We start from the raw sequence: 22,187 nt of genomic DNA on the forward strand, positions 1-22,187 counted from the left end.
TAAATTACAACAGATGCCTACCGGAATTACTTCCGGTAGGCATCCTGCTTTATGTAATTGCAAACTATTTACTAATCAATTCGATCTTGGCCCCTTTTACGCCGGGTGCCGAAGCTTCAAAGAAGATAATACCCGGTTGTTCCGAGGTCTGGACAATAGCAGTTAATTGCCCGCTAAACAATTTCATATGGGGAGCCTGAAACGATTCCAGGCTGGCACTATTACCATTAGCTGCCGCATGGTAAGAACCGGCGCCGCGCACTTCAAATTTAATCTGGCGTGTATCATTCGGGCACAAATTGCCGTCTTTATCCACTACCCTCACATTTATGAATGAAAGGTCTTTACCATCGGCCGTAAGTTGTTTGCGGTCGGCCGTAAGTTCAATATGGTGAGGTTTACCTGCAGTATGCACTTCCTCTTCGGCAACAGCATTACCATCTTTATCGTAAGCAACCACCTTTAGCGTTCCCGGTTCATATTTGGTATCCATCCACATCAGGCGGTAACGCTTCTGACGTTCAAAAGCCGCCTTTGCAGCATCAGTATAACTGCTGTCGATACCTATTGACAAATCTTTCGTACGCTTGCCCTGGCTTTTTCCGTTGATAAAGAGTTCTGCAGACGGATAGTTGGTATAAACAAACACCGGAGTAGTTTCTCCTTCGCGTCCCGACCAGGTCCAATGAGGCAAAATATGCAATGTACGCTCTGCTTTATTCCAATGGCTGCGATACAGATAATAACGATCCTTCGGAATACCGGCCAGATCAATGATACCAAACAACGAACTATGGCTTGGCCAGTTGGTATAATAAGGGGTCGGTTCTCCCAGGTAATCGAAACCAGTCCATACAAACTCGCCTATGCAATAAGGTAAATCTTCATGCTGGATAAAGTCGTCTTCCGGCAAATTAGACCAACTGCAATGCTCTACATCATACGAAGAACTTTGGTTGTCATCATACACAGCCATCGCCTTACGCTCTACCGGAAACTTATAAACGCCACGTGAACTTACTGTGGAAGCCGTTTCACTGCCAAGTATAATGCCTTGCGGAAGTTTCTTATAATTCACTTTATAAAGCTGTGGACGATAGTTAAATCCAGCCACATCCATAACAGCGGCAAAATTATTGTTTACTACCGCATCCGGAGCATCCATTCCCTGAGTTACAGGACGAGTCGGATCTTCACGATGACAAATATCCTGCAAACGTTTGGCTATCTTGCAATCTCCTTCATTCCACTGATTAGGCACTTCATTACCGATACACCACATAACGACACTCGGATTATTACGGAAGTTATGGATCAGATTCACCAAATCTTTCTCCACCCATTCGTCAAAAAGAAGGTTATAACCGTTCTTACATTTGGCTACATTCCATTCGTCAAAGCTCTCGGCCATCAACATCATGCCCATTTCATCACAAGCCTTTACCAATTCCGGTGCAGGCATATTATGTGAAGTACGGATGGCATTGCAACCCATATCTTTCAGGATACGTATCTGACGGCGGATAGCCGCATCGTTCACAGCTGCACCCAAAGGCCCGAGGTCATGATGATTACAAACACCTTTGAATACTGTTTTCTCTCCATTCAGGAAGAAACCTTTTTCAGGAATAATCTCAATGGAACGGATTCCGAAAGGCGTTGAATAAATATCTTTTAATGCAGTACTTTCATACAGACGGGCTTCGGCCACATATAAAGCAGGCATATCGGGAGACCAAAGAGTAGGCGTCCTGACTATGAATTCCTGATTAACGGAACCATTATTATATGGCAGTTGCGACAGTGAAGTGGTTGTCTCGGTCAACTTCTGTTTATTTGGATTCCATATACTTGTTACCAAGCTGTACTTTGAAAGATCAGCGCCTTCCGGTAATTCTACCTTTGTTTGCACATTGATCTTGGCAAACTGTTTATTCACCTCAGGAGTAGTTACATACGTACCCCACACCGGGATATGAGCATCTTCTGTTACAATCACATGCACATTTCTGTACAATCCGGCACCCGGATACCAACGGGAAGATTCCGGTAAATTTTCCAAACGGACAGCCAAGGTATTCTTTTCACCCGGTTTCAGATACTTGGTTATATCAAAATGGAAAGAATTATAACCATATGGCCAGTAACCGACCTTTTCACCATTAATATATACATTAGCCTGGCTCATCGCTCCGTCGAAAAGGATAAAAGCCCGCTTTCCGGGAGCAAACTGTGGTACGTCAAACTGCGTACGATACCACCCTACGCCAACAAAGGGCAAACCACCAGTACGTCCGGCATGTTCCATAGCCTCCTTTTGTCCGTCTTGGGCAATAGCAACATCCTGCTTATCGTTCTGCGCACTAAAAGGGCCGTAAATAGCCCAATCGTGAGGGACAGTGACAGACTGCCACTTAGAATCGTTGAAGGATGGATTAACAAATTCGGGATTGTCTTCTCGCGTAAATTTCCAGTTCTTTTCCAAAAGAAATTCATTGCGCACTTGTGCCGGCAGAGTTGTCAACATACCGCATAGCCCCAATAAGACTAAACAGATCTTTTTCATTCTCATTTTTGTGTTTATGTAGTTCATAGCGCAACAAAAATAATTAAATTTGCACGCAATACAAACTAAATCTTCATTTTAAAGAACATGCTGATACAACTTGCCTTCGTCTTAATTGCAATTATAATAGGTGCCCGTCTCGGTGGTATAGGATTAGGTGTATTAGGAGGCGTAGGCCTTGCTATTCTGACCTTTGGTTTCGGACTGGAACCAACTTCACCGCCAATTGATGTAATGCTGATGATTGTTGCCGTTATTGCTGCCGCCAGTTGTATGCAAGCAGCCGGAGGACTTGATCTGATGGTTAAGTGGGCGGAGAAGCTACTTCGTAAAAATCCGCAACAGATCACAATCCTCAGCCCTATCGTTACGTATGTATTTACTTTCATTGCAGGAACGGGGCACGTGGCTTATTCGGTACTACCCGTGATTGCAGAGGTTGCAACAGAAACAAAAATCCGGCCGGAGCGCCCGTTAGGCATAGCGGTAATTGCTTCCCAGCAAGCCATTACTGCCAGTCCTATCTCGGCGGCTACCGTAGCATTACTTAGCATGCTCACAGCACAAGGTTTTAATATTTCCTTATTTAATATACTGATGATTTCGGTTCCTTGTACGCTGGCCGGTGTTTTTGCCGGAGCTTTTTATTCGCTTCGAGTAGGCAAAGAGTTAGTAAACGATCCGGAGTATCAGAAACGTTTAGCCGATGGCGAATTCAATACTAAACATTACGAATTGACAGACGTAAAAAATCAGCGTTCCGCTATTATATCCGTTGTTTTATTCATCCTGGCAACAATAGGAATCATTCTGTTTGGTTCTATAGAAAGCCTCCGCCCAGTATTCACAACCGATGGAATCGCCAGGCCGCTTTCCATGGCTTATATTATAGAGATACTAATGCTATCGGCTGCAGCTTTGATTTTATTAATTACCCGAACGGACGGAATAAAAGCAGTACAAGGTTCTGTCTTCTCCGCCGGTATGCAGGCAGTAGTAGCAATCTTCGGTATTGCCTGGATGGGTGATACTTTCATTGCAGGAAATATGACCGAGTTGAAAGCATCCATCGAAAGTACGGTAACAGCTATGCCATGGTTATTCGGACTGGCACTATTCCTGATGTCAATCTTATTATTCAGCCAGGCTGCCACCGTTCGGGCTTTGCTGCCGTTAGGTATTGCCCTCGGCATTTCTCCTTATATGCTGATAGCTCTTTTTCCGGCAGTCAATGGTTACTTCTTTATCCCGAACTACCCGACTGTTGTTGCCGCCATCAACTTTGACCGTACCGGCACAACGCATATAGGCAAGTATATCCTGAACCATTCATTCATGATGCCGGGGTTAATCGCCACCGGCGTATCGGTAGCATTAGGGTTATTGCTGATACAACTATTTTAAAGAAATGCTTAAACAAAAGATGGCGGCTTTCTTATACAAGAAAACCGCCTCCGATCATTAAAACAATTAAATCACAATAATCTCCACTTTACTTCATCGGGATCATTTTCTTAAAACATCAGGATGATTTGTAAAAATGATCCCGATGTTATAATAATTTATCCTCTATCAGTTTCTTTAATTCCTGTTTACCCATAACACCCAAAAGCTGCTCCTTAGGTTTACCTACAGGACAGAGCAAAAGAGTAGGTATGGTTCTGATATTAAAAGCAGCTTCCAACTCTGCTTCCTGATCTACATCTACTTTATAAATATAAATCTTACCGTCAAACTCCTGTGCCATCTCGTCCAACAATGGATTCAGACGTTTACAATAGCCGCACCATGGGGCATGAAAATCTACCAAACACGGTTTATCACCAATATATTCCCAATCTTTCGGGTCCGCTTCAAAGTTCCCGACTCTGGCTATGAAATCATCTTTTGTCAAGTTTGTTACTTCCATGATTCTTTTCTTTTATTGTATATATAACAAAGGTAATAAGAAATATGTTATGGTAAGACTGATATAATACACATAAGTTTTATACTTTTGCACATCGTTTTAACAACAGCAACATGCTCACACTCGACAAAATATATCAGGCTTCATTTGCATTAAGAACAGTAATAAGGCGCACAGACCTTATAAAAGCACCAAATATCAATCCGGAATGCAACATATACCTGAAACCGGAAAACCTGCAAACAACCGGTTCTTTTAAAGTTCGCGGAGCTTGCTTCAAAATATCCCAACTAACAGAAGAAGAGAAAGCAAAGGGTGTTGTGGCCTGCTCTGCCGGAAATCATGCCCAAGGTGTTGCTTTGGCTGCCAGTTCGCAAGATATCCGTTCAATAATCTGTTTGCCTGATAATGCGCCCATTTCTAAAATAGAGGCAACCAAACGATACGGTGCCGAGGTTTGTTTGGTTGAAGGCGTATATGATGATGCTTATAAAAAGGCTTTGGAATTAAGAGACGAAGAAGGCTATACGTTTATTCATCCTTTTGATGACGAAGATGTAATAGCCGGCCAAGGAACAATAGGACTTGAGTTATTGGAACAATTACCGGAACTAGATGCTGTAATTGTGCCTATCGGCGGAGGCGGACTTATTTCAGGTGTTGCATATGCTATCAAAAAACTGGCGCCACATGTAAAAGTGTATGGCGTACAGGCAAACGGTGCACCAAGCATGGCCGAATCTATCGGACGAGGTAGGATACAACGATTAGAAACAGTCCGTACTATAGCAGACGGAATAGCTGTGAAAGAACCGGGATTGCATACTTTTGATTTATGCCAGAAGTACGTCGACGAAATTGTATCCGTTACCGATGACGAAATATCTACAGCAATACTCGCCCTTATCGAACAGCAGAAACTAATTGCGGAAGGTGCCGGCGCCGTTGCAGTAGCTGCTGCTATGTTCAACAAAGTCTCTATCAAAGGGAAAAACGTTGTATGTCTGGTATCAGGAGGTAATATAGACGTGAATATCCTATCCAGGGTAATAGGGCGTGGTTTGCAAAAATCGGGGCGCTCATGTAGCATGACAATCGAATTGGTGGACAAACCGGGACAATTGCAACAAGTTTCCCAGATCATAGCGGAGCTGGGAGCAAATGTAGTCTCCGTATATCACGAACGGGTAAGTCACACAACCGACATCAATGGTTGTTATCTTCGTTTGGAAATGGAAACACGCGACCAGCGCCAGATTAACGAAATCAGACAAGCGCTGGCTATTGCCGGTTATAAAATTGTCGCCATATAAAATTATTCGCGGCCTACCATCTTTGCAGGGTCAACCCATTTATCAAATTCTTCTGCTGTAAGATAACCTGATTCTATGGCAGCCTGTTTTAAGGTTTTATCTTCTTTATATGCTTTCTGTGCAATTTCCGCTGCTTTATAATAGCCGATCTTCGGATTCAAAGCCGTAACAAGCATCAGAGAATCGTCCAAATGTTTCCGGATCGTTGCCGTTACCGGTATTATTCCTACTGCACAGTAATCATTAAAACTGGTACAGCCTTCTCCTATCAACCGGGCACTATGCAAAAAATTATATGCAATCATCGGCTTATACACATTCAGTTCAAAATGTCCGTTAGATCCGCCAATGGAAATTGCCACATCATTCCCCATCACCTGGGCGGCAATCATCGTCAAAGATTCGCACTGGGTCGGATTGACTTTTCCCGGCATAATAGATGACCCCGGCTCATTTTCAGGAAGATGTATTTCTCCTATTCCGGCACGCGGGCCTGAACCCAACATACGGATATCATTAGCTATTTTCATCAGGCTGACAGCAACGCTTTTTAATGCTCCATGAGCCTCGACTAGTGCGTCGTGCGTAGCTAATGCTTCAAATTTATTCGGAGCGGTAACAAATGGCAATCCGGTTAATTCAGAAATCTTCTTGGCTACGTTTTCGGCATAGTCTTTCGGAGTATTAATGCCCGTACCGACAGCAGTTCCGCCCAAAGCTAATTCCGATATATGTGATAATGAATTTCGCACAGCTGAGATTCCATATTCAAGCTGGGCTGCATAACCGCTAAACTCCTGCCCCAATGTCAATGGGGTAGCATCCATAAAATGTGTACGCCCGATCTTTACAACCGGCATGAACTCCCGGCTTTTAAGTAACAGCGTATGATAAAGTTTTTCTAATCCGGGCAAAGTCGTTTCGGCCAACATTTTATATGCAGCAATATGCATTGCAGTAGGAAAAGTATCATTTGAAGATTGAGACTTATTGACGTCGTCATTCGGAAGCAGTATTTTTTCTTTATCCGTAAGTTTTCCACCGGTCAATACCTGTGCACGATTGGCTATGACTTCATTTACATTCATGTTCGTTTGCGTCCCACTGCCTGTCTGCCAAACGACCAAAGGAAAACTACCATCCAGTTTACCTTCCAGAATTTCATTACAAACCTGAACAATCAGGTCGCATTTCTCAGTAGATAAAACACCGGCTTCCTTATTCGTTAAAGCAGCAGCTTTTTTCAGAAAAGCAAATGCTTCGATTATTTCTACAGGCATGCGGTCTGTTCCACGGGCAATCTTAAAGTTCTCCACACTACGTTGGGTCTGTGCTCCATAATAAGCTTGAGCAGGAACTTTCACTTCTCCCATCGTATCTTTCTCTATCCGATAATCCATTTTAATTCCTTTTTTATTATTAAAACTTCTTACCGGAAAGAAATGTTCTCTTTACGAAAATTTAATTTGCATCACGCACAGTAATATGGAAACATCCCTGTTTACGTTCATGCTTTATAAAACAACGGTTTTGCCTGTGTAAATCACGAAGAACTGAAGCCAGAACCATCTTCAACCGGTCTTTATCTATATTCAAAGTATCTTTCTCGTCAATTTTAGTATATCTGGCCCATGAAACATCGAAAGTAGTTCCGTATTGATGGGCTGAGTTAACCGAAGAATTAAAATTTCTTCTTTTTAATTTCTTCACATCATCTACCGTACGGGTTACGCTTGTAACTAATATTTTATACTTAGGAGCATTCAAATTATACAACGAATCCTGAAAGTTTTTACCGATATCCTCCAACAGATCAGCAGCCTGAGGAATGAGGTAAGGAATAGAGTGTTTTAACTCTTCTATTTCATAGTAATCATTAGTTTCTATTTCTTCCATCTTCTTTGATGCCTTTTCTGCCTCTTCTCTGGAGGAAACCGGTTCAATACCTAAACGTTGGGCCTCTGCCAAATGAACATCGTTCAAGTCTTTAAAATCGCGGTTGTAGCTTCCGTTATACCATATTTTTTTCAGTTCGCCACGTTTTTCTTTACAGGAAGGAAAGGCTGTTACTACAGAAAAAGCTATTAGCAACAGTAGAGCATTTATCGTATATTTCATCATGTTTCATTTTTGAATGACAAAAATAAAGAAAAAACGTAACACAGTACCATCGGATTCATAATATTACTACTTTTGTGTTCCATAAAAGATGGTTTCTGAATGATTGAACGAATTTATATCCTGGAAAGCGTAGACCCGGTTATTTTCTATGGAGTTAACAATGCAAATATGCAGTTAATTAAAACTCTGTTCCCGAAATTGCGCATTGTTGCCCGTGGAAATGTAATGAAAGTAATAGGCGACGAAGATGAGTCTGAACTTTTCCTCAAGAAAATCCGCGAAGTCGAAAAGTATTGCGAAGAATTCAATTCTCTTACGGAAGATGTAATTCTTGATATTGTGAAGGGGAAAGCTCCTGTCATAACCAAGCAGGAAAACCTCATTATACACGGAATGAACGGTAAAGCTATCGTTGCCCGGACAGATAACCAACAAAAGCTGGTAAAAGCATTCGAAGAAAACGATCTTGTATTTGCCACAGGGCCGGCCGGTTCGGGCAAAACATTCGTAGCTATAGCGCTAGCTGTAAAAGCGTTAAAAAACAAGGAAGTCCGCAAAATCATATTAAGTCGCCCAGCTGTTGAAGCCGGAGAAAAGCTCGGATTTCTACCAGGCGAAATGAAAGACAAACTAGATCCTTATTTACAACCCTTGTACGATGCTTTGCAAGATATGATACCCGGAGCCAAACTGAAAGAATATATGGAAAACAACATCATACAAATTGCGCCTCTTGCTTTTATGCGCGGACGCACACTGAATGATGCCGTTATTATTCTGGATGAAGCACAAAATACAACTACGCATCAGATAAAAATGTTTCTGACCCGTTTAGGTATGAATGCTAAAATGATTGTAACCGGAGATATTACTCAAATAGATTTACCTCCTACAGCAACTTCCGGGCTTATCCAGGCCATGAACATACTTAAAGGTGTAAACGGAATAGGAAAAATAGAATTCAACAAAAAGGATATTGTCCGCCACAAGTTGGTACAACGTATTGTTGAAGCTTATGATAAATTTGACGACAAGCGCAAGAAAGAAAGTAAAGAATCAAAAGAGAAGAAAAAGGAATCTACAATAATAACTAATTAAATTAAAAAGGTTATGAAGAAGGCGTTAGTTAGAACCGACTTTAATTTCCCCGGACAAAAAAGCGTATATCACGGTAAAGTACGCGATGTATATAACATTAATAATGAAGTTCTGGTAATGGTTGCAACCGACCGCATCTCGGCATTTGATGTTGTTCTGCCGGAAGGTATTCCTTATAAAGGACAAATGTTGAATCAGATTGCAGCCAAGTTTCTTGACGCTACAACCGATATTTGCCCGAACTGGAAACTTGCAACTCCGGACCCAATGGTAACCGTTGGTGTACAATGCAAAGGATTTCCTGTTGAAATGATCGTACGCGGCTACCTTTGTGGTAGTGCTTGGCGCACTTATAAAAGCGGCGTACGCGAAATATGTGGTGTAAAATTGCCGGAAGGTATGCGTGAAAACGAACGTTTCCCTGAACCGATCATCACACCGACAACAAAAGCTGAAATAGGAGAACACGATGCCGACATCTCTAAAGAAGAAATCTTGGCTCAGGGATTGGCTACGCCTGAAGAATATGCTTTGCTAGAGAAGTACACGATGGCTTTATTCAAACGAGGAACCGAAATTGCAGCAGAACGCGGACTTATCCTCGTAGATACCAAATACGAATTCGGAACCAGCAACGGCACTATCTATCTGATGGATGAAATTCATACACCGGATTCTTCCCGTTACTTCTATTCGGAAGGCTACAAAGAACGTTTTGAAAAAGGTGAACCGCAAAAACAGCTTTCCAAAGAATTCGTGCGCGAATGGTTAATGGAAAACGGATTCCAGGGCAAAGCAGGACAAAAGGTTCCCGAGATGACACCGGCCATTGTAGAAGGTATCAGCGACCGCTATATAGAATTATTCGAACACATCACGGGTGAAAAGTTCGTAAAAGTCGACACTGACAATCTAACCAGTCGTATCGAAAAGAACGTAACCGAATATTTGAAAAATAAATAAGGTATGGCGAAGTACGGTTCAGAACAAATTCTTCCATATAATAACGAAGAAAACAAAGGAGCGCAGGTAAAGCGTATGTTTGATAACATCGCCGGAAAATACGACCTACTGAATCATACATTATCACTCGGCATAGATAAAGGATGGCGCAAAAAAGGCATTGCTTTTCTGCGCCCTTTTTCTCCGCAAACCATATTAGATATTGCCACAGGAACCGGCGATCTGGCTATCTCCATGTATCAGACATTGAAAGCTCAGCATATTACAGGAGCAGACATATCCGAAGGAATGATGGAAGTAGGCCGCAAAAAAGTAGCAAAAGCCGGTTATTCGGAATATATATCATTTGAGCAGCAAGACTGCACAAAATTGACTTATCCGGATAACTCGTTCGATGCTGTAACCGCCGCTTTTGGAGTCCGCAACTTCGAGAATATCGAACAAGGGATTGCAGAAATGTATCGTGTGCTAAAGCCCGGTGGTCATCTTATGATTCTGGAATTGTCCACACCGGAACATTTCCCGATAAAACAGCTTTATTGCTTATATTCAAAATTAGTTATCCCTAACGTAGGTAGATTTTTTTCTAAAGAAAAATCAGCATACAGTTACCTGCCGGAATCTATAAAAGTTGTTCCGCAGGGAAAGGTGATGACCGGTTTACTAAGCCGTCAAGGTTTTACCGATGCACATGTACAAACCTTCACCTTCGGAATTTGTTCATTATACACAGGCACTAAATAGTAACGAATATTTGAAAAGACTATGCAGAAATATGGATTATTAGGCTATCCTCTGGGACATTCATTTTCGAAGACATACTTCAATCAAAAGTTTGAAGCAGAAAAGATAGATGCAACATATATCAACTTCGAAATCCCGAACATCAAAGATATAAAAAACGTCTTAAAGGAAAATCCGGAATTGAACGGACTGAATGTCACTATTCCGTACAAAGAACAAATTATCCCTTATCTGGATGATTTGGATGAAGACGCACGCTTGATCGGTGCGGTAAACGTTATTAAATTCTCAAAAGGTCTTTTTGGAAAGACTAAATTAAAGGGTTACAATTCCGATATTATCGGGTTCAAACAATCTATCGAACCATTATTAAAAGAGACACACCATAAAGCACTAATACTTGGTACCGGAGGAGCCTCCAAAGCCGTATTCCAAGGATTAAAACAGCTAGGTGTAGGTGCAACTTTAGTCTCACGCACTCCGAAAAAGTTTTGTATCACCTACGATGAAATTACTCCAAAAACAATGGAGCAATACACCGTAATCGTAAACACAACTCCACTCGGAATGTTTCCAAATATCAATACATGCCCGGACATTCCTTATGACATGCTTACACCGGATCATTTATTATACGATTTACTTTATAATCCGGACGAAACTCTTTTCATGAAGAAAGGGAAAGAAAAAGGGGCAGTAGTTAAAAACGGACTTGAAATGCTCCTGCTACAAGCTTTTGCCGCTTGGGAAATCTGGCAGAAATAACTTGTATGGAAAAAGGGAAGCATCAAAATCCGGCAAGACAAGCATCAAAAAGAATCAATCTAAACTCCAGGTCAGAACAAATCCGGGAGTAACGGAATAACCTAATTTAAAAAAAGCATTTTCCTGTGTGCGTGTTTCCTGAACAACAAAAGTACCGGATTCTGCATACAGGAAAGGTTTTACATGTAAATGACGGCAAAAATCCACGTCTTCCTGCCCTATCATCTTAAACAATGTCTCTTTTGCACACCAATAAATCAAAAGATGTTCAATCTCATGATTCAAATCAATAGCTTCTTCTTCTTCCTGATTCATAAATCGATTCCGTATTTTACATACCCGGTCCGAGCGATACTCAATATCGACACCTGCAGCAGGAGATTCCTGCAATAAGACCGCAGCATATCCCTTCGTATGTGATATACTGATATGTAAAGGTATATCCGGCAAAAACGGTGCTCCGTTCGGAAAATAATCAATTACAGCCTCTTTCTCCAACAACTCCTTCAACAGTACACGGCTAGCTAGCCGTTCCTGTTTACGATGTTCGGCACGTATAGACTGCAAGAAAGAAAGAGAACCGGACGAATTAGGCAGCATAGACAATAACTTGTCTGAGCTTTCGCTTATCTGCCAAACTCCAAGCAAAGGATTATTTTGTTTCTGTAATAAAGGCATTATTTCTTCCAGCTAAAAGATTGGATAAGTTCTATAATATCCTTTCGGAGATATTCGGTTACAGGAGCCAGAGAATCTGCATTAGGTTTGCAATCATAGTACAAGGCTCCGCGGAAAAAGTTTGCTGCACTATCGGTCAGCATAAACTGTATAGGTGAAGCCAATTCGCCTTCCAGCAGGAAAAGAGAGCCATAAACATGTTCATCCGGGTTACTATATGTCTTCTCAACAACGGAAGCTATATCTTTCACCTGGCGAGATACTAATTCCCGGGATTCACTCTCCGCCCGATGCAATGTGGCTGGAGTTATAGGTAAATAACTGCAATATATCTTAGCACCCAATGACGGGTATGAAATATTGATCCATTGGCCGGACGCATTTTCGACTGGCGGTAACTCCACGATAGATAATTGCGATACATCAAACGTATAAGGAAGATTGTCCAGCGGTAACTTCTGATAATGAGCAACGCCTGGCTCTATACGAAAATAGCCACGCGGCTTCGGTGTATATTCTGTACAAGAATAACATGCTAGCGAGCACACACACCAAATAGCCAACCACTTCATAAGAACTAATCTCCATCCTCTGTTTCGTGATTCTGGATGCAATTGAACTTCACCTTCAATATACGGCGATTATCTACTTCCAGTATCTGAAAACGATATTTGTTGTATTCTATAATTTCCCGACGATGCGGAAAATCTCCTTTTATCTCGAGAAGAAGCCCGGCCAGAGTTTCAACCTCTTCTGTCAGCTTGCCAAACTCACCCGGATCGACATCAATAGCACGAAAGAAATCTGTCAGTAATATCTTGGCCTCAAATATAATGCTACCATCAGCCAAACGGATAACTTGCTGTTCATCTTCATCGTATTCGTCTGAAATTTCGCCCACAATTTCCTCCAGAATATCTTCCATCGTTACAATACCGGACGTTCCACCAAACTCGTCTACAACAATCGCCATATGTATTTTATTAGTACGAAACTCTTCCAGCAAATCATCGATCTTTTTCGTCTCCGGTACAAAATAAGCCGGGCGAATCAAACTTTGCCAACGGAATGTATCCGGTTTCTCCAAATAAGGCAACAGGTCTTTGATATATAAAATACCTTTGATATTATCTTCCGTCCCTGCATAAACAGGAATACGGGAATAACCGGATTTTACAATAAACTCTGTAACATCATGAAAACTACTCTTAATATCAATATCTTCCATATCCAGGCGAGGTGTCATTATCTCGTCTGCCGTTTTATTATAAAACTTAATAATTTCGGCAAGCATTTCCTTTTCTTCCGGTATTTCCGTAGAAGTTAACTCGAGTGCTTTCGTTAGTTCGTCTACCGATAAATCATATTTTTTCTTCACTAACGCTTTGTTAATAACAGTAGTAGATGTTACTAATAGAGAGGATAATGGTTTACAGAAACGTTCAAGACCGCTTAATACGGGAGCAGCAAAACGAACAAATTTCAAAGCGTTCTTTTGTGCATAAATCTTTGGCATAATCTCACCAAAAAGTAAAAGTAAGAAGGTCAGTATTACAGTTTCCAATACAAACCCCAAAGCAGGAGATGCAGAAAAATTTATCCATGCATTAATACCATAGGTACAAAGCATGACAACAGCTACATTTACAAAATTATTTGCTATCAGTATAGCCGCCAGAAGATGTTCCGATCGCTCAAGAAGGCGTTGGATAACAAGATCGGAAGTTGTTTTCTCTTCGCGGATGTCACTTATGTCACCCGGCGAAAGAGAAAAGAATGCCACTTCGGAAGCCGACACAAAACCGGAGATAAACAGCAACAAAATAGCCAGGCTGAGAGCTATCACAGGCCCCGCTGTAAGCGCCTGTATCGTTATATGACTAAATAAGTCCGAATAATAATCTGAGTCCAAGGGGAACAGTGTTAGTTAAACAATATCAGAACGGGAGATCATCCGCGTCGCTGGTTTCAGAAAAAGCACCCGACTGTGAAGAGGTTGGCTGCTGGTAATTCACAGGTGTATTAGCCGGCTGAGCAGACTGACCTGCTATTGGCTGAACTCCTGCATTCGTATTCTGTTGTGTTCCGTCCGCCGGACGTGTTCCTGTATTATAAAACTCTACACGGTCAGCATGTATTTCTGTTACATAACGTTTCACACCTGTCTGATCATCATAGCTTCTAGTACGGATTTTGCCTTCTACATAAACACCGGAACCTTTCTTTACCCATTTTTCCACAAAAGGGACCAAATCACGACGAACAACAATATTATGCCACTCGGTGCGCTCCGGTACCACTGTTCCGTTAGCCAATGTATAACCTCTTTCAGATGTTGCCAAAGAAAAATTTGCAACAGCGGCTCCACTATCAAAATAACGCACGTCGGGATCTTTTCCCACGTTGCCGATAAGTATAACTTTATTCAACGACATAGTTCTAATTTCTAAATTATTATACAAAGAAACATAAATTCAATCATTCAAACAAGTTTCGGCCGAATTTCTCCAAATAAATATGTACAAGACGTGGCACGGCATATTTATCTATATCCTCACAAGAAATATAGAGATAGCGTTGCAAAGCCTCGGTTTCAAACTCTATCTCCACTTTATAGAAAGTAGCATAAATTATTTGATGGGATAATACATGTTTTACATTTTCCAACTTCACGGAAATATCCAATTTGCCTGCATCTTTAAACAGATACCGGAAAGCATCTGTTTGCTGCAACTCTCCAAAATCCATTATATGGGCTGTTTCGATCAGAGGAAATTCGTATAATCCGGTCCATATATCTTTTCCTTCCCGACGATGAAGCCAGGTTTTGCCTTTATATATAATGTAGAAATAATGAAAGAAACGGTCCCGGATTTTTGTTTTACTTTGTTTAACCGGATATGAATCTACTTTATTTTCGGCAAATGCCATACATTTATCTACAAGAGGACATTTATTACAATCTGGATTTTGAGGAATACATTGTAACGCTCCAAGTTCCATTATAGCCTGATTGTGAAGACCTGCTTTAGAATTGTCCATCAATAATCCGGCTAAATCTGTAAAGGTTTTCTTTCCTTTTGTTGTATCGATCGGAATTTCCAAAGCGTATAAACGCGACAAAACACGAAAGACATTTCCATCGACTACCGGATAAGGCTGATTCCATGCGAATGAAACAATTGCAGCCGCAGTATATTCGCCTATACCTTTCAACGATATAACATCTTCATATTTATCGGGGAATATACCATTGAAGCGATCCATTATGTCACAAGCTGCCATTCTCAGATTACGAGCCCTGCTATAATATCCTAAACCCTGCCAATATTTCAGCACTTCGTCTTCATCTGCAACTGCCAGAGATTCAACATCAGGAAAACGATTAACAAACCGTCTGAAATATTCCAATCCCTGAACAACACGCGTTTGTTGCAATATAATCTCCGATATCCAGATAATATACGGATCATTTGTATTCCTCCAAGGCAAATCTCTTTTATACTCGTTATACCATGCTATCAAAGCACGACTTACTTTTAAATCGTTTTCTACCTGTCTCATAACGACTTGTTTTCACATCAACGTTCAAACCTAACTATTTGATTAATGCAAACATACATAGATATAACGGATTGTAAGGAATGTTTTTTATTAAAAATTGGGCATTAATTCTTTTTACACTTAAATAAAAAGCTATATATTTGCATTCCAAAAAATTAATAGGTCCAAATCAATTAATTAATTTATAGACATGACTAAAGCAGATATTGTTAGCGAAATTTCAAAAAGTACCGGCATTGACAAATCTACGGTATTGGCAAGCGTTGAATCTTTCATGGACATTGTAAAGGATTCTTTAGCTCAAGGTGAGAACGTTTACCTGAGAGGTTTCGGAAGTTTCGTTATTAAGAAAAGAGCTCAGAAAACAGCTCGTAATATTTCTAAAAATACAACGATCATCATTCCGGAACACAACATCCCGTCATTTAAGCCGGCTAAGACTTTCTTAAATGAAGTAAAGTAATCAAGTAATTATACGTTAAATTTAAAATTAAAGAACAATGCCTAGCGGAAAAAAAAGAAAAAGACATAAAATGTCTACGCACAAGCGCAAAAAGAGACTGAAAAAGAATAGACATAAGAAAAAATAAGTCTATCTAGCAAACTCTAAAGAACAAACTTAATAAGAGACCTTTTAAGTTTGTTCTTTGCGTATTTTAAGGTCTGATATTAAAATCCCTCTTTATAGTGATTAGTGAATTAGTAGTTGATGTACAGCCCAAAGAGGTATCTATTGCCGTACTGGAAGACAAGAATCTTGTGGAACTTCAGAAAGAAGCCCGCAACGTGTCTTTCGCTGTAGGCGATATTTATCTTGGTAAAGTAAAAAAACTAATGCCCGGGCTCAACGCTGCGTTCATTGATGTAGGTTATAAAAAGGATGCATTTCTTCACTATCTGGACTTAGGTCCAAATTTCAACACTCAACAGAAATTCCTCAAACAGGCGTTAAGCGATCCTAAAAAAACTCCTCCTATTTCTAAAATGCAGATACTACCTGAAATAGAAAAGGAAGGGAGTATAAGTGACGTACTGAAAGTGGGACAAGAGGTGTTGGTTCAAATTGCTAAAGAACCGATTTCAACAAAAGGACCCAGACTAACTTCCGAGCTATCCTTTGCCGGAAGATATATAGTCCTGATTCCATTTGCAGATAAGGTTTCAGTCTCCACTAAAATCAAATCAAGCGAAGAAAGAGCGCGTCTACGACAATTAATCCAAAGTATTAAACCAAAAAACTTTAGTGTTATTGTCAGAACTTCTTCGGAAGGTAAACGTGTAGCAGAACTCGATCATGAGCTAAAGACATTAGTAAAACGGTGGGAAGATAATATCATTAAAGTGCCTAAAGCAAAAGTTCCCTCTATCATCTATGAAGAGACGGCACGCGCGGTAGCATTATTAAGAGATATATTCAATCCTTCCTTCCAAAACATTCATGTAAACAACTCGGAAGTATATCATAACATACGTGATTATGTTAGCCTGATAGCACCGGGAAGAGAAGACATTGTACAACTGTATACCGGAGAACTTCCTATCTTCGACAATTTTGCTGTAACAAAACAGATCAAATCATTGTTCGGACGTACAGTGACCTATAAAAGTGGAGCCTACCTGATTATCGAACATACCGAGGCAATGCACGTGATAGATGTAAATAGCGGTAACCGCTCAAAAGGCAGTGATGCCCAAGAAAAAACAGCTATCGACGTAAATATTGCCGCAGCCGACGAAATTGCCCGTCAACTTCGTTTGCGTGATATGGGCGGTATTATTGTAGTAGACTTTATCGATATGGCAGAAGCTGCCAATCGGCAAAAGCTATTTGAACACATGTCTAAAGCAATGGCAACCGACCGGGCTAAACACAACATCCTGCCTTTAAGCAAGTTTGGTCTGATGCAAATTACACGCCAAAGAGTACGTCCCGCAATGGACGTAGATACGTCGGAAGCCTGTCCTGCCTGTTTCGGGACAGGAACTGTAAAACCTTCTATCCTATTCACAGATAGTTTGGAAGGCAAAATTGACTGTTTAGTAAATAAGCATCATGTGAAGAAATTCACCCTGCACGTACATCCTTACGTTGCAGCGTATGTGAATAAAGGATTAATTCCTTTAAGTTCTAAGTGGAAATGGAGATATACCAGAGGCTTGAAGGTTATCCCCAACCAGAGTTTAGCTTTTCTTGAATACAAATTTTATGATGAAGACAAGAATGAGCTAGACATGAAAGAAGAAAAAGAGATTAAATAAGAAAATCTTACTGACAAAAGTTCCGGGAGAAATTCATCTCCCGGAACTTTTTTATTCCTTCTATATACATCCAAAATTTCTTCCGGTAGAAATACAAATTTCATCCGAGAGAAACTGAAAATCCATCCGAGTAGCCTACAAAAACATTTTGAAAACACTTTTACATCATTCTGTCAATCTGTCATACGACAGACAAAGAAAAAAGCCATGCTTTCATCAAACAACTTTGGCACGGCGTTTGTAGAATAATCTATGAATCGCTTCGGAAGGCGATGGAAAATTTAGAATAATAACAATTAAAATATTTACGTCATGGGAAAAATTATTGGTATTGACTTAGGAACAACCAACTCTTGTGTTGCCGTATTGGAAGGTAACGAACCGGTTGTTATTGCAAACAGCGAAGGTAAAAGAACAACACCTTCAATTGTTGCATTTGTAGAAGGAGGCGAACGCAAGGTAGGTGACCCGGCTAAACGTCAGGCTATCACAAATCCGGAAAAGACTATATTTTCAATCAAGCGTTTCATGGGTGAAACGTATGACCAGGTACAAAAAGAAATTAATCGCGTACCTTACAAAGTGGTACGTGGCGACAATAACACCCCGCGTGTTGATATTGAAGGCCGTCTCTATACTCCGCAGGAAATATCTGCGATGATCCTTCAAAAAATGAAAAAGACTGCAGAAGATTATCTGGGGCAGGAAGTAACAGATGCCGTAATTACCGTTCCAGCATACTTTAGTGACGCACAACGTCAGGCTACAAAAGAGGCAGGTGAAATTGCAGGTTTGAATGTACGTCGTATTGTAAACGAACCAACAGCTGCATCTCTAGCTTATGGCCTTGACAAGACAAGCAAAGATATGAAGATCGCCGTATTCGACTTAGGTGGCGGTACATTTGATATCTCTATCCTTGAACTGGGTGATGGCGTATTCGAAGTAAAATCAACAAACGGTGACACACATCTGGGTGGTGATGACTTTGACCACGTAATTATCGACTGGTTGGCAGAAGAATTCGAACGTGAAGAAGGTGTTGATCTGCGTAAAGACCCTATGGCTTTGCAACGTCTGAAAGAAGCAGCAGAAAAAGCTAAAATTGAATTATCAAGCACAACAAGTACAGAAATAAATTTACCGTATATCATGCCAGTAAACGGTATTCCAAAGCACTTAGTTAAGACTTTAACCCGTGCTAAGTTTGAACAGTTGGCAGACGGTTTAATCCAGGCTTGTATTGCTCCTTGTCGTCAAGCTTTGTCAGACGCAGGTTTGAGCACTTCTGATATAGATGAGGTTATTTTGGTAGGTGGTTCTACTCGTATTCCTGCTGTACAGGCTATTGTTGAAAAGTTCTTCGGAAAAGCTCCTTCTAAAGGCGTTAATCCCGATGAAGTTGTAGCCGTAGGTGCTGCAATTCAGGGTGGTGTATTGACTGGAGAAGTAAAAGACGTATTGTTGTTGGATGTTACTCCACTATCTCTCGGTATCGAGACAATGGGTGGTGTAATGACTAAGCTGATCGAATCTAACACAACAATTCCGACTAAAAAGTCTGAGACGTTTACAACAGCCGTTGACAACCAACCTTCTGTAGAAATCCATATATTGCAAGGTGAACGTTCTTTGGCAAAAGATAACAAATCAATCGGACGTTTCCATTTGGACGGAATACCTGCTGCACAACGTGGCGTACCCCAGATTGAAGTAACATTCGATATTGATGCAAACGGTATATTAAATGTATCAGCTAAAGACAAAGGTACAGGAAAGACTCAAAGTATCCGTATCGAAGCTTCCAGTGGTTTGAGCGATGATGAAGTAAAACGCATGAAAGACGAAGCTGCAGCTAATGCCGAAGCAGATAAAAAAGAAAAAGAACGTATTGATAAGCTAAATCAGGCCGACAGTATGATCTTCCAGACCGAAAAACAATTAAATGATCTGGGTGACAAATTACCTGCTGACAAGAAAGCTCCGATCGAAGCAGCTTTAAATAAATTAAAAGAAGCTCACAAAGCTCAGGATATTGCAGGTATAGATGCTGCAATGGCAGAGTTGAACACTGTATTCCAAGCAGCTAGCCAAGAAATGTATAATGCTCAAGGTGGAGGAGCTCAACAACCAGGTCCAGACTTCGGACAACAAACTGGTGGTAACGCTGGAAACAATAATAACAGCAACAAAGACGGCAACGTTACTGATGTGGATTTTGAGGAAGTGAAGTAAGTATCGATAAATAACGATAACAATAAATAGGAATATAGGGTGTAACTCAACAAGTTACGCCCTATATCTTTTTGTAGACTTTTCTTTGGCTTTGCTTATTTCTCGGATTTTTATCGTATATTTGTACCATAATTGTACCGACACTTAAAAGTAGATAATGTGGCACTTACAAGAATGCCGGTATTGAGAATGAGGAATATAAGTAAAAAGATTATGCCAGCAGCAAAATTTGAAATAAAACGGAAGTGCCAGATTTGTGGAGAAGAGTTTTTAGCCAAAACAATAGAATCTTGGTATTGCTCTCCCAAATGTTCCAAAATTGCATGGAAGCGACGCAAGGATGAAGAACAAAGATTGCAAAGGTTGGACGAAGTGGTTAAGAAGATACCCAAGTCCAAAGAGTACATCACGGTTCCTGAAGCATACGCATTGTTTGGCATAAGCAAGGAAACTCTTTATCGTTTGATTCGTAAGGGTACAATCCCCAGTGTAAATGCAGGAGAAAGACAGACATTACTATCAAAAGCAGAACTGATGAAACTCTATCCTCCACGCAAGAAAGCTCTCACAAAGCCGAAACCTGTTGCCAAACTATATAGTCTGGAGCCGAAAGATTGTTATACCATTGGAGAAATCACAGAGAAGTTTCTTGTGAATGAAAGTACAGTTTATCTCCATATACGCAAATACTCTATCCCTACTCGGCAGATTGGGAACTTTGTGTATGTACCCAAGAAAGAAATTGATAACTTATATAAAGGTGTGAAGCGATGAAGAAAGCATTAGTCAATACACGAGTGTCGGTAAAGCTCCGCAAATCTGAATATCGTGATGAATGGTATCTTTATGTGGAATCTTATCCTGTATTTCAATCCGGAAAAGATACGCCACAAAGAGTGCGTGAATATCTCAATCGTACCATTACAACACCTATTTGGGATAAGTCACGCAATGCAAGGACTAATGCCGAAGGCAAAACCACTTATAAGCCGAAGCGAGATTTGAACGGTGTCATTCAATGTAAGTCGCAATTAGACCAGGAATCATGTATCTATGCCGACAAGGTCAGAAGCCTACGACAAAAGGAGTACGACAATGCAGCTTTATATGCCGATACCGATGCAGAACAGGCGGAGCAGTTGGAACGCTCCCGAAGTAATTTCATTGAGTACTTCGACCATGTGCAGCGAACAAGGCATGCCCATAGCTCTGATTCTATCATTGTCAACTGGAGGAGAGTGCATGAATTATTGAAGATTTTCGCAAAAGGTGACACCATTCTCTTTTCGCAAATAGACTTAAAGATGGTTGAATCGTTCCGGCAATTCATAATGAATGCCCCACAAGGAGGCACTAAACGAGGTACGATTTCTCAAAATACAGCAGCAACCTATTTCTCTATCTTCAAAGCCGGATTGAAACAGGCTTTTATAGACGGATATCTGACTATTGATATTTCTGCAAAAGTCAAAGGCATTCAAGAAAGGGAAAGCCGGAGAGAATATCTCACGGTAGAGGAATTGAACCGACTGGCTCAAACACCTTGTGACCCATTACTGAAACGTGCTGCCTTGTTCTCTGCTTTAACAGGAATCCGTCATTGCGACATTCAGAAGTTGAAGTGGTCGGAAGTGGAAATGTTCAATGGAGGCTATCGGTTGAATTTTACTCAGCAAAAGACAAAAGGAGTTGAATATATGCCTATATCAGAGCAAGCATATAATCTCTGTGGAGAGCCAAAAGAGGGTGAACTTTTGGTTTTTGCCGGACTTCCTGACCCTTCTTGGATAAACCGTCCTGTCAAAAAGTGGATTGAAGCTGCCGGAATCACCAAACACATTACCTTCCATCAGGCAAGGCATAATAAATTTTCTTTTCCTTTGGAAATGAGTAATTTGCAAAGGTTTTCTTTTTGACAGGTAACGATTTAGAAACGAGCAAAATTCCCATTTTTGTCACCTCTTGCCTTAAA

Annotated in this window: 19 protein-coding genes and 1 pseudogene; 11 read left to right on the forward strand and 9 right to left on the reverse strand. The window is 40.7% G+C overall.

The genetic code is table 11. The features are described 5' to 3' along the window. Nucleotides 1–64: 64 nt before the first annotated feature. Nucleotides 65–2,572 (reverse strand): beta-galactosidase GalB, encoded by a 2,508-nt coding sequence (galB, locus tag C4S38_RS06270; RefSeq protein ID WP_394340842.1) that lies wholly within the window; start codon nt 2,570–2,572, stop codon nt 65–67. A gap of 81 nt (nt 2,573–2,653) precedes the next feature. Between galB and C4S38_RS06275 the strand changes: the two genes are divergently transcribed. Further along, nucleotides 2,654–3,970 (forward strand): anaerobic C4-dicarboxylate transporter family protein, encoded by a 1,317-nt coding sequence (locus C4S38_RS06275; RefSeq protein ID WP_103983007.1) that lies wholly within the window; start codon nt 2,654–2,656, stop codon nt 3,968–3,970. A 148-nt stretch (nt 3,971–4,118) separates the two neighbouring features. Here the strand turns inward: C4S38_RS06275 and C4S38_RS06280 are convergent, their stop codons facing one another. Continuing rightward, nucleotides 4,119–4,475, reverse strand: a complete 357-nt coding sequence (locus C4S38_RS06280; RefSeq protein WP_103983008.1) for a thioredoxin family protein — start codon at nt 4,473–4,475, stop codon at nt 4,119–4,121. 113 nt (nt 4,476–4,588) lie between these two features. Here C4S38_RS06280 and ilvA point away from each other — a divergent pair, with 113 nt between their 5' ends. After that, the gene (ilvA, locus tag C4S38_RS06285; RefSeq protein WP_103983009.1) at nt 4,589–5,788 is read left to right on the forward strand and encodes a threonine ammonia-lyase; all 1,200 of its coding nucleotides are present in this window, start codon (nt 4,589–4,591) and stop codon (nt 5,786–5,788) included. A gap of 2 nt (nt 5,789–5,790) precedes the next feature. On the opposite strand, the gene fumC is transcribed toward ilvA, so the two are convergent. Both fumC and C4S38_RS06295 read right to left on the reverse strand, forming a co-directional pair. Beyond that, nucleotides 5,791–7,188, reverse strand: coding sequence for a class II fumarate hydratase (gene fumC, locus C4S38_RS06290; protein WP_099463300.1), 1,398 nt, complete (start codon nt 7,186–7,188; stop codon nt 5,791–5,793). Between the two features lie 61 nt (nt 7,189–7,249). Next, complete coding sequence (locus tag C4S38_RS06295; protein ID WP_103983010.1) at nt 7,250–7,909, reverse strand: DUF5715 family protein; 660 nt, start codon at nt 7,907–7,909, stop codon at nt 7,250–7,252. Between the two features lie 99 nt (nt 7,910–8,008). Here C4S38_RS06295 and C4S38_RS06300 point away from each other — a divergent pair, with 99 nt between their 5' ends. From C4S38_RS06300 to C4S38_RS06315, 4 genes are read left to right on the forward strand one after another with little or no spacing between them, the layout of a single operon-like run. Beyond that, nucleotides 8,009–9,007 (forward strand): PhoH family protein, encoded by a 999-nt coding sequence (locus tag C4S38_RS06300; RefSeq protein ID WP_099463302.1) that lies wholly within the window; start codon nt 8,009–8,011, stop codon nt 9,005–9,007. 12 nt (nt 9,008–9,019) lie between these two features. Continuing rightward, nucleotides 9,020–9,970, forward strand: a complete 951-nt coding sequence (locus tag C4S38_RS06305; RefSeq protein WP_099463303.1) for a phosphoribosylaminoimidazolesuccinocarboxamide synthase — start codon at nt 9,020–9,022, stop codon at nt 9,968–9,970. Nucleotides 9,971–9,973: 3 nt separating this feature from the next. Next, nucleotides 9,974–10,714, forward strand: a complete 741-nt coding sequence (gene ubiE / locus C4S38_RS06310; protein WP_103983011.1) for a bifunctional demethylmenaquinone methyltransferase/2-methoxy-6-polyprenyl-1,4-benzoquinol methylase UbiE — start codon at nt 9,974–9,976, stop codon at nt 10,712–10,714. 21 nt (nt 10,715–10,735) lie between these two features. Further along, nucleotides 10,736–11,479, forward strand: a complete 744-nt coding sequence (locus tag C4S38_RS06315; RefSeq protein ID WP_103983012.1) for a shikimate dehydrogenase family protein — start codon at nt 10,736–10,738, stop codon at nt 11,477–11,479. Between the two features lie 54 nt (nt 11,480–11,533). Here C4S38_RS06315 and C4S38_RS06320 read toward each other — a convergent pair whose 3' ends face one another. From C4S38_RS06320 to mutY, 5 genes are read right to left on the reverse strand one after another with little or no spacing between them, the layout of a single operon-like run. After that, nucleotides 11,534–12,157, reverse strand: a complete 624-nt coding sequence (locus tag C4S38_RS06320) for a 4'-phosphopantetheinyl transferase family protein (RefSeq protein ID WP_103983013.1) — start codon at nt 12,155–12,157, stop codon at nt 11,534–11,536. Then, complete coding sequence (gene gldD / locus C4S38_RS06325; RefSeq protein WP_103983014.1) at nt 12,157–12,729, reverse strand: gliding motility lipoprotein GldD; 573 nt, start codon at nt 12,727–12,729, stop codon at nt 12,157–12,159. The genes C4S38_RS06320 and gldD overlap by 1 nt, the downstream gene beginning before the upstream one ends. Nucleotides 12,730–12,734: 5 nt before the next feature. Then, nucleotides 12,735–14,069, reverse strand: coding sequence for a gliding motility-associated protein GldE (gldE, locus tag C4S38_RS06330; protein WP_103983015.1), 1,335 nt, complete (start codon nt 14,067–14,069; stop codon nt 12,735–12,737). A 25-nt stretch (nt 14,070–14,094) separates the two neighbouring features. Continuing rightward, nucleotides 14,095–14,592 carry a single-stranded DNA-binding protein gene (ssb, locus tag C4S38_RS06335; RefSeq protein WP_103983016.1) on the reverse strand — a complete coding sequence of 166 codons (498 nt, stop codon included), beginning with the start codon at nt 14,590–14,592 and terminating at the stop codon, nt 14,095–14,097. Nucleotides 14,593–14,635: 43 nt separating this feature from the next. After that, on the reverse strand, nt 14,636–15,721 hold the full coding sequence (gene mutY, locus C4S38_RS06340; protein ID WP_103983017.1) for an A/G-specific adenine glycosylase: 1,086 nt from the start codon (nt 15,719–15,721) through the stop codon (nt 14,636–14,638). A 190-nt stretch (nt 15,722–15,911) separates the two neighbouring features. Here mutY and C4S38_RS06345 point away from each other — a divergent pair, with 190 nt between their 5' ends. The 5 genes and pseudogenes from C4S38_RS06345 to C4S38_RS06365 all read left to right on the forward strand — a co-directional run. Next, a complete protein-coding gene (locus C4S38_RS06345; RefSeq protein WP_099463311.1) occupies nt 15,912–16,184 on the forward strand; it encodes an HU family DNA-binding protein in 273 nt (90 codons plus the stop codon). Between the two features lie 224 nt (nt 16,185–16,408). Beyond that, complete coding sequence (locus tag C4S38_RS06350; RefSeq protein WP_099463312.1) at nt 16,409–17,980, forward strand: Rne/Rng family ribonuclease; 1,572 nt, start codon at nt 16,409–16,411, stop codon at nt 17,978–17,980. Nucleotides 17,981–18,292: 312 nt separating this feature from the next. Further along, nucleotides 18,293–20,215 carry a molecular chaperone DnaK gene (gene dnaK / locus C4S38_RS06355; RefSeq protein WP_103983018.1) on the forward strand — a complete coding sequence of 641 codons (1,923 nt, stop codon included), beginning with the start codon at nt 18,293–18,295 and terminating at the stop codon, nt 20,213–20,215. Between the two features lie 213 nt (nt 20,216–20,428). After that, nucleotides 20,429–20,989 carry a helix-turn-helix transcriptional regulator gene (locus C4S38_RS06360; RefSeq protein WP_009038133.1) on the forward strand — a complete coding sequence of 187 codons (561 nt, stop codon included), beginning with the start codon at nt 20,429–20,431 and terminating at the stop codon, nt 20,987–20,989. Beyond that, a pseudogene (locus tag C4S38_RS06365) lies at nt 20,986–22,080 on the forward strand (site-specific integrase); the annotation flags it as partial. The gene C4S38_RS06360 and the pseudogene C4S38_RS06365, both read left to right, overlap by 4 nt. Nucleotides 22,081–22,187 lie beyond the last annotated feature (107 nt).

The organism is Parabacteroides chinchillae, assembly GCF_900108035.1.
Taxonomy (GTDB): Bacteria; Bacteroidota; Bacteroidia; order Bacteroidales; family Tannerellaceae; genus Parabacteroides; species Parabacteroides chinchillae.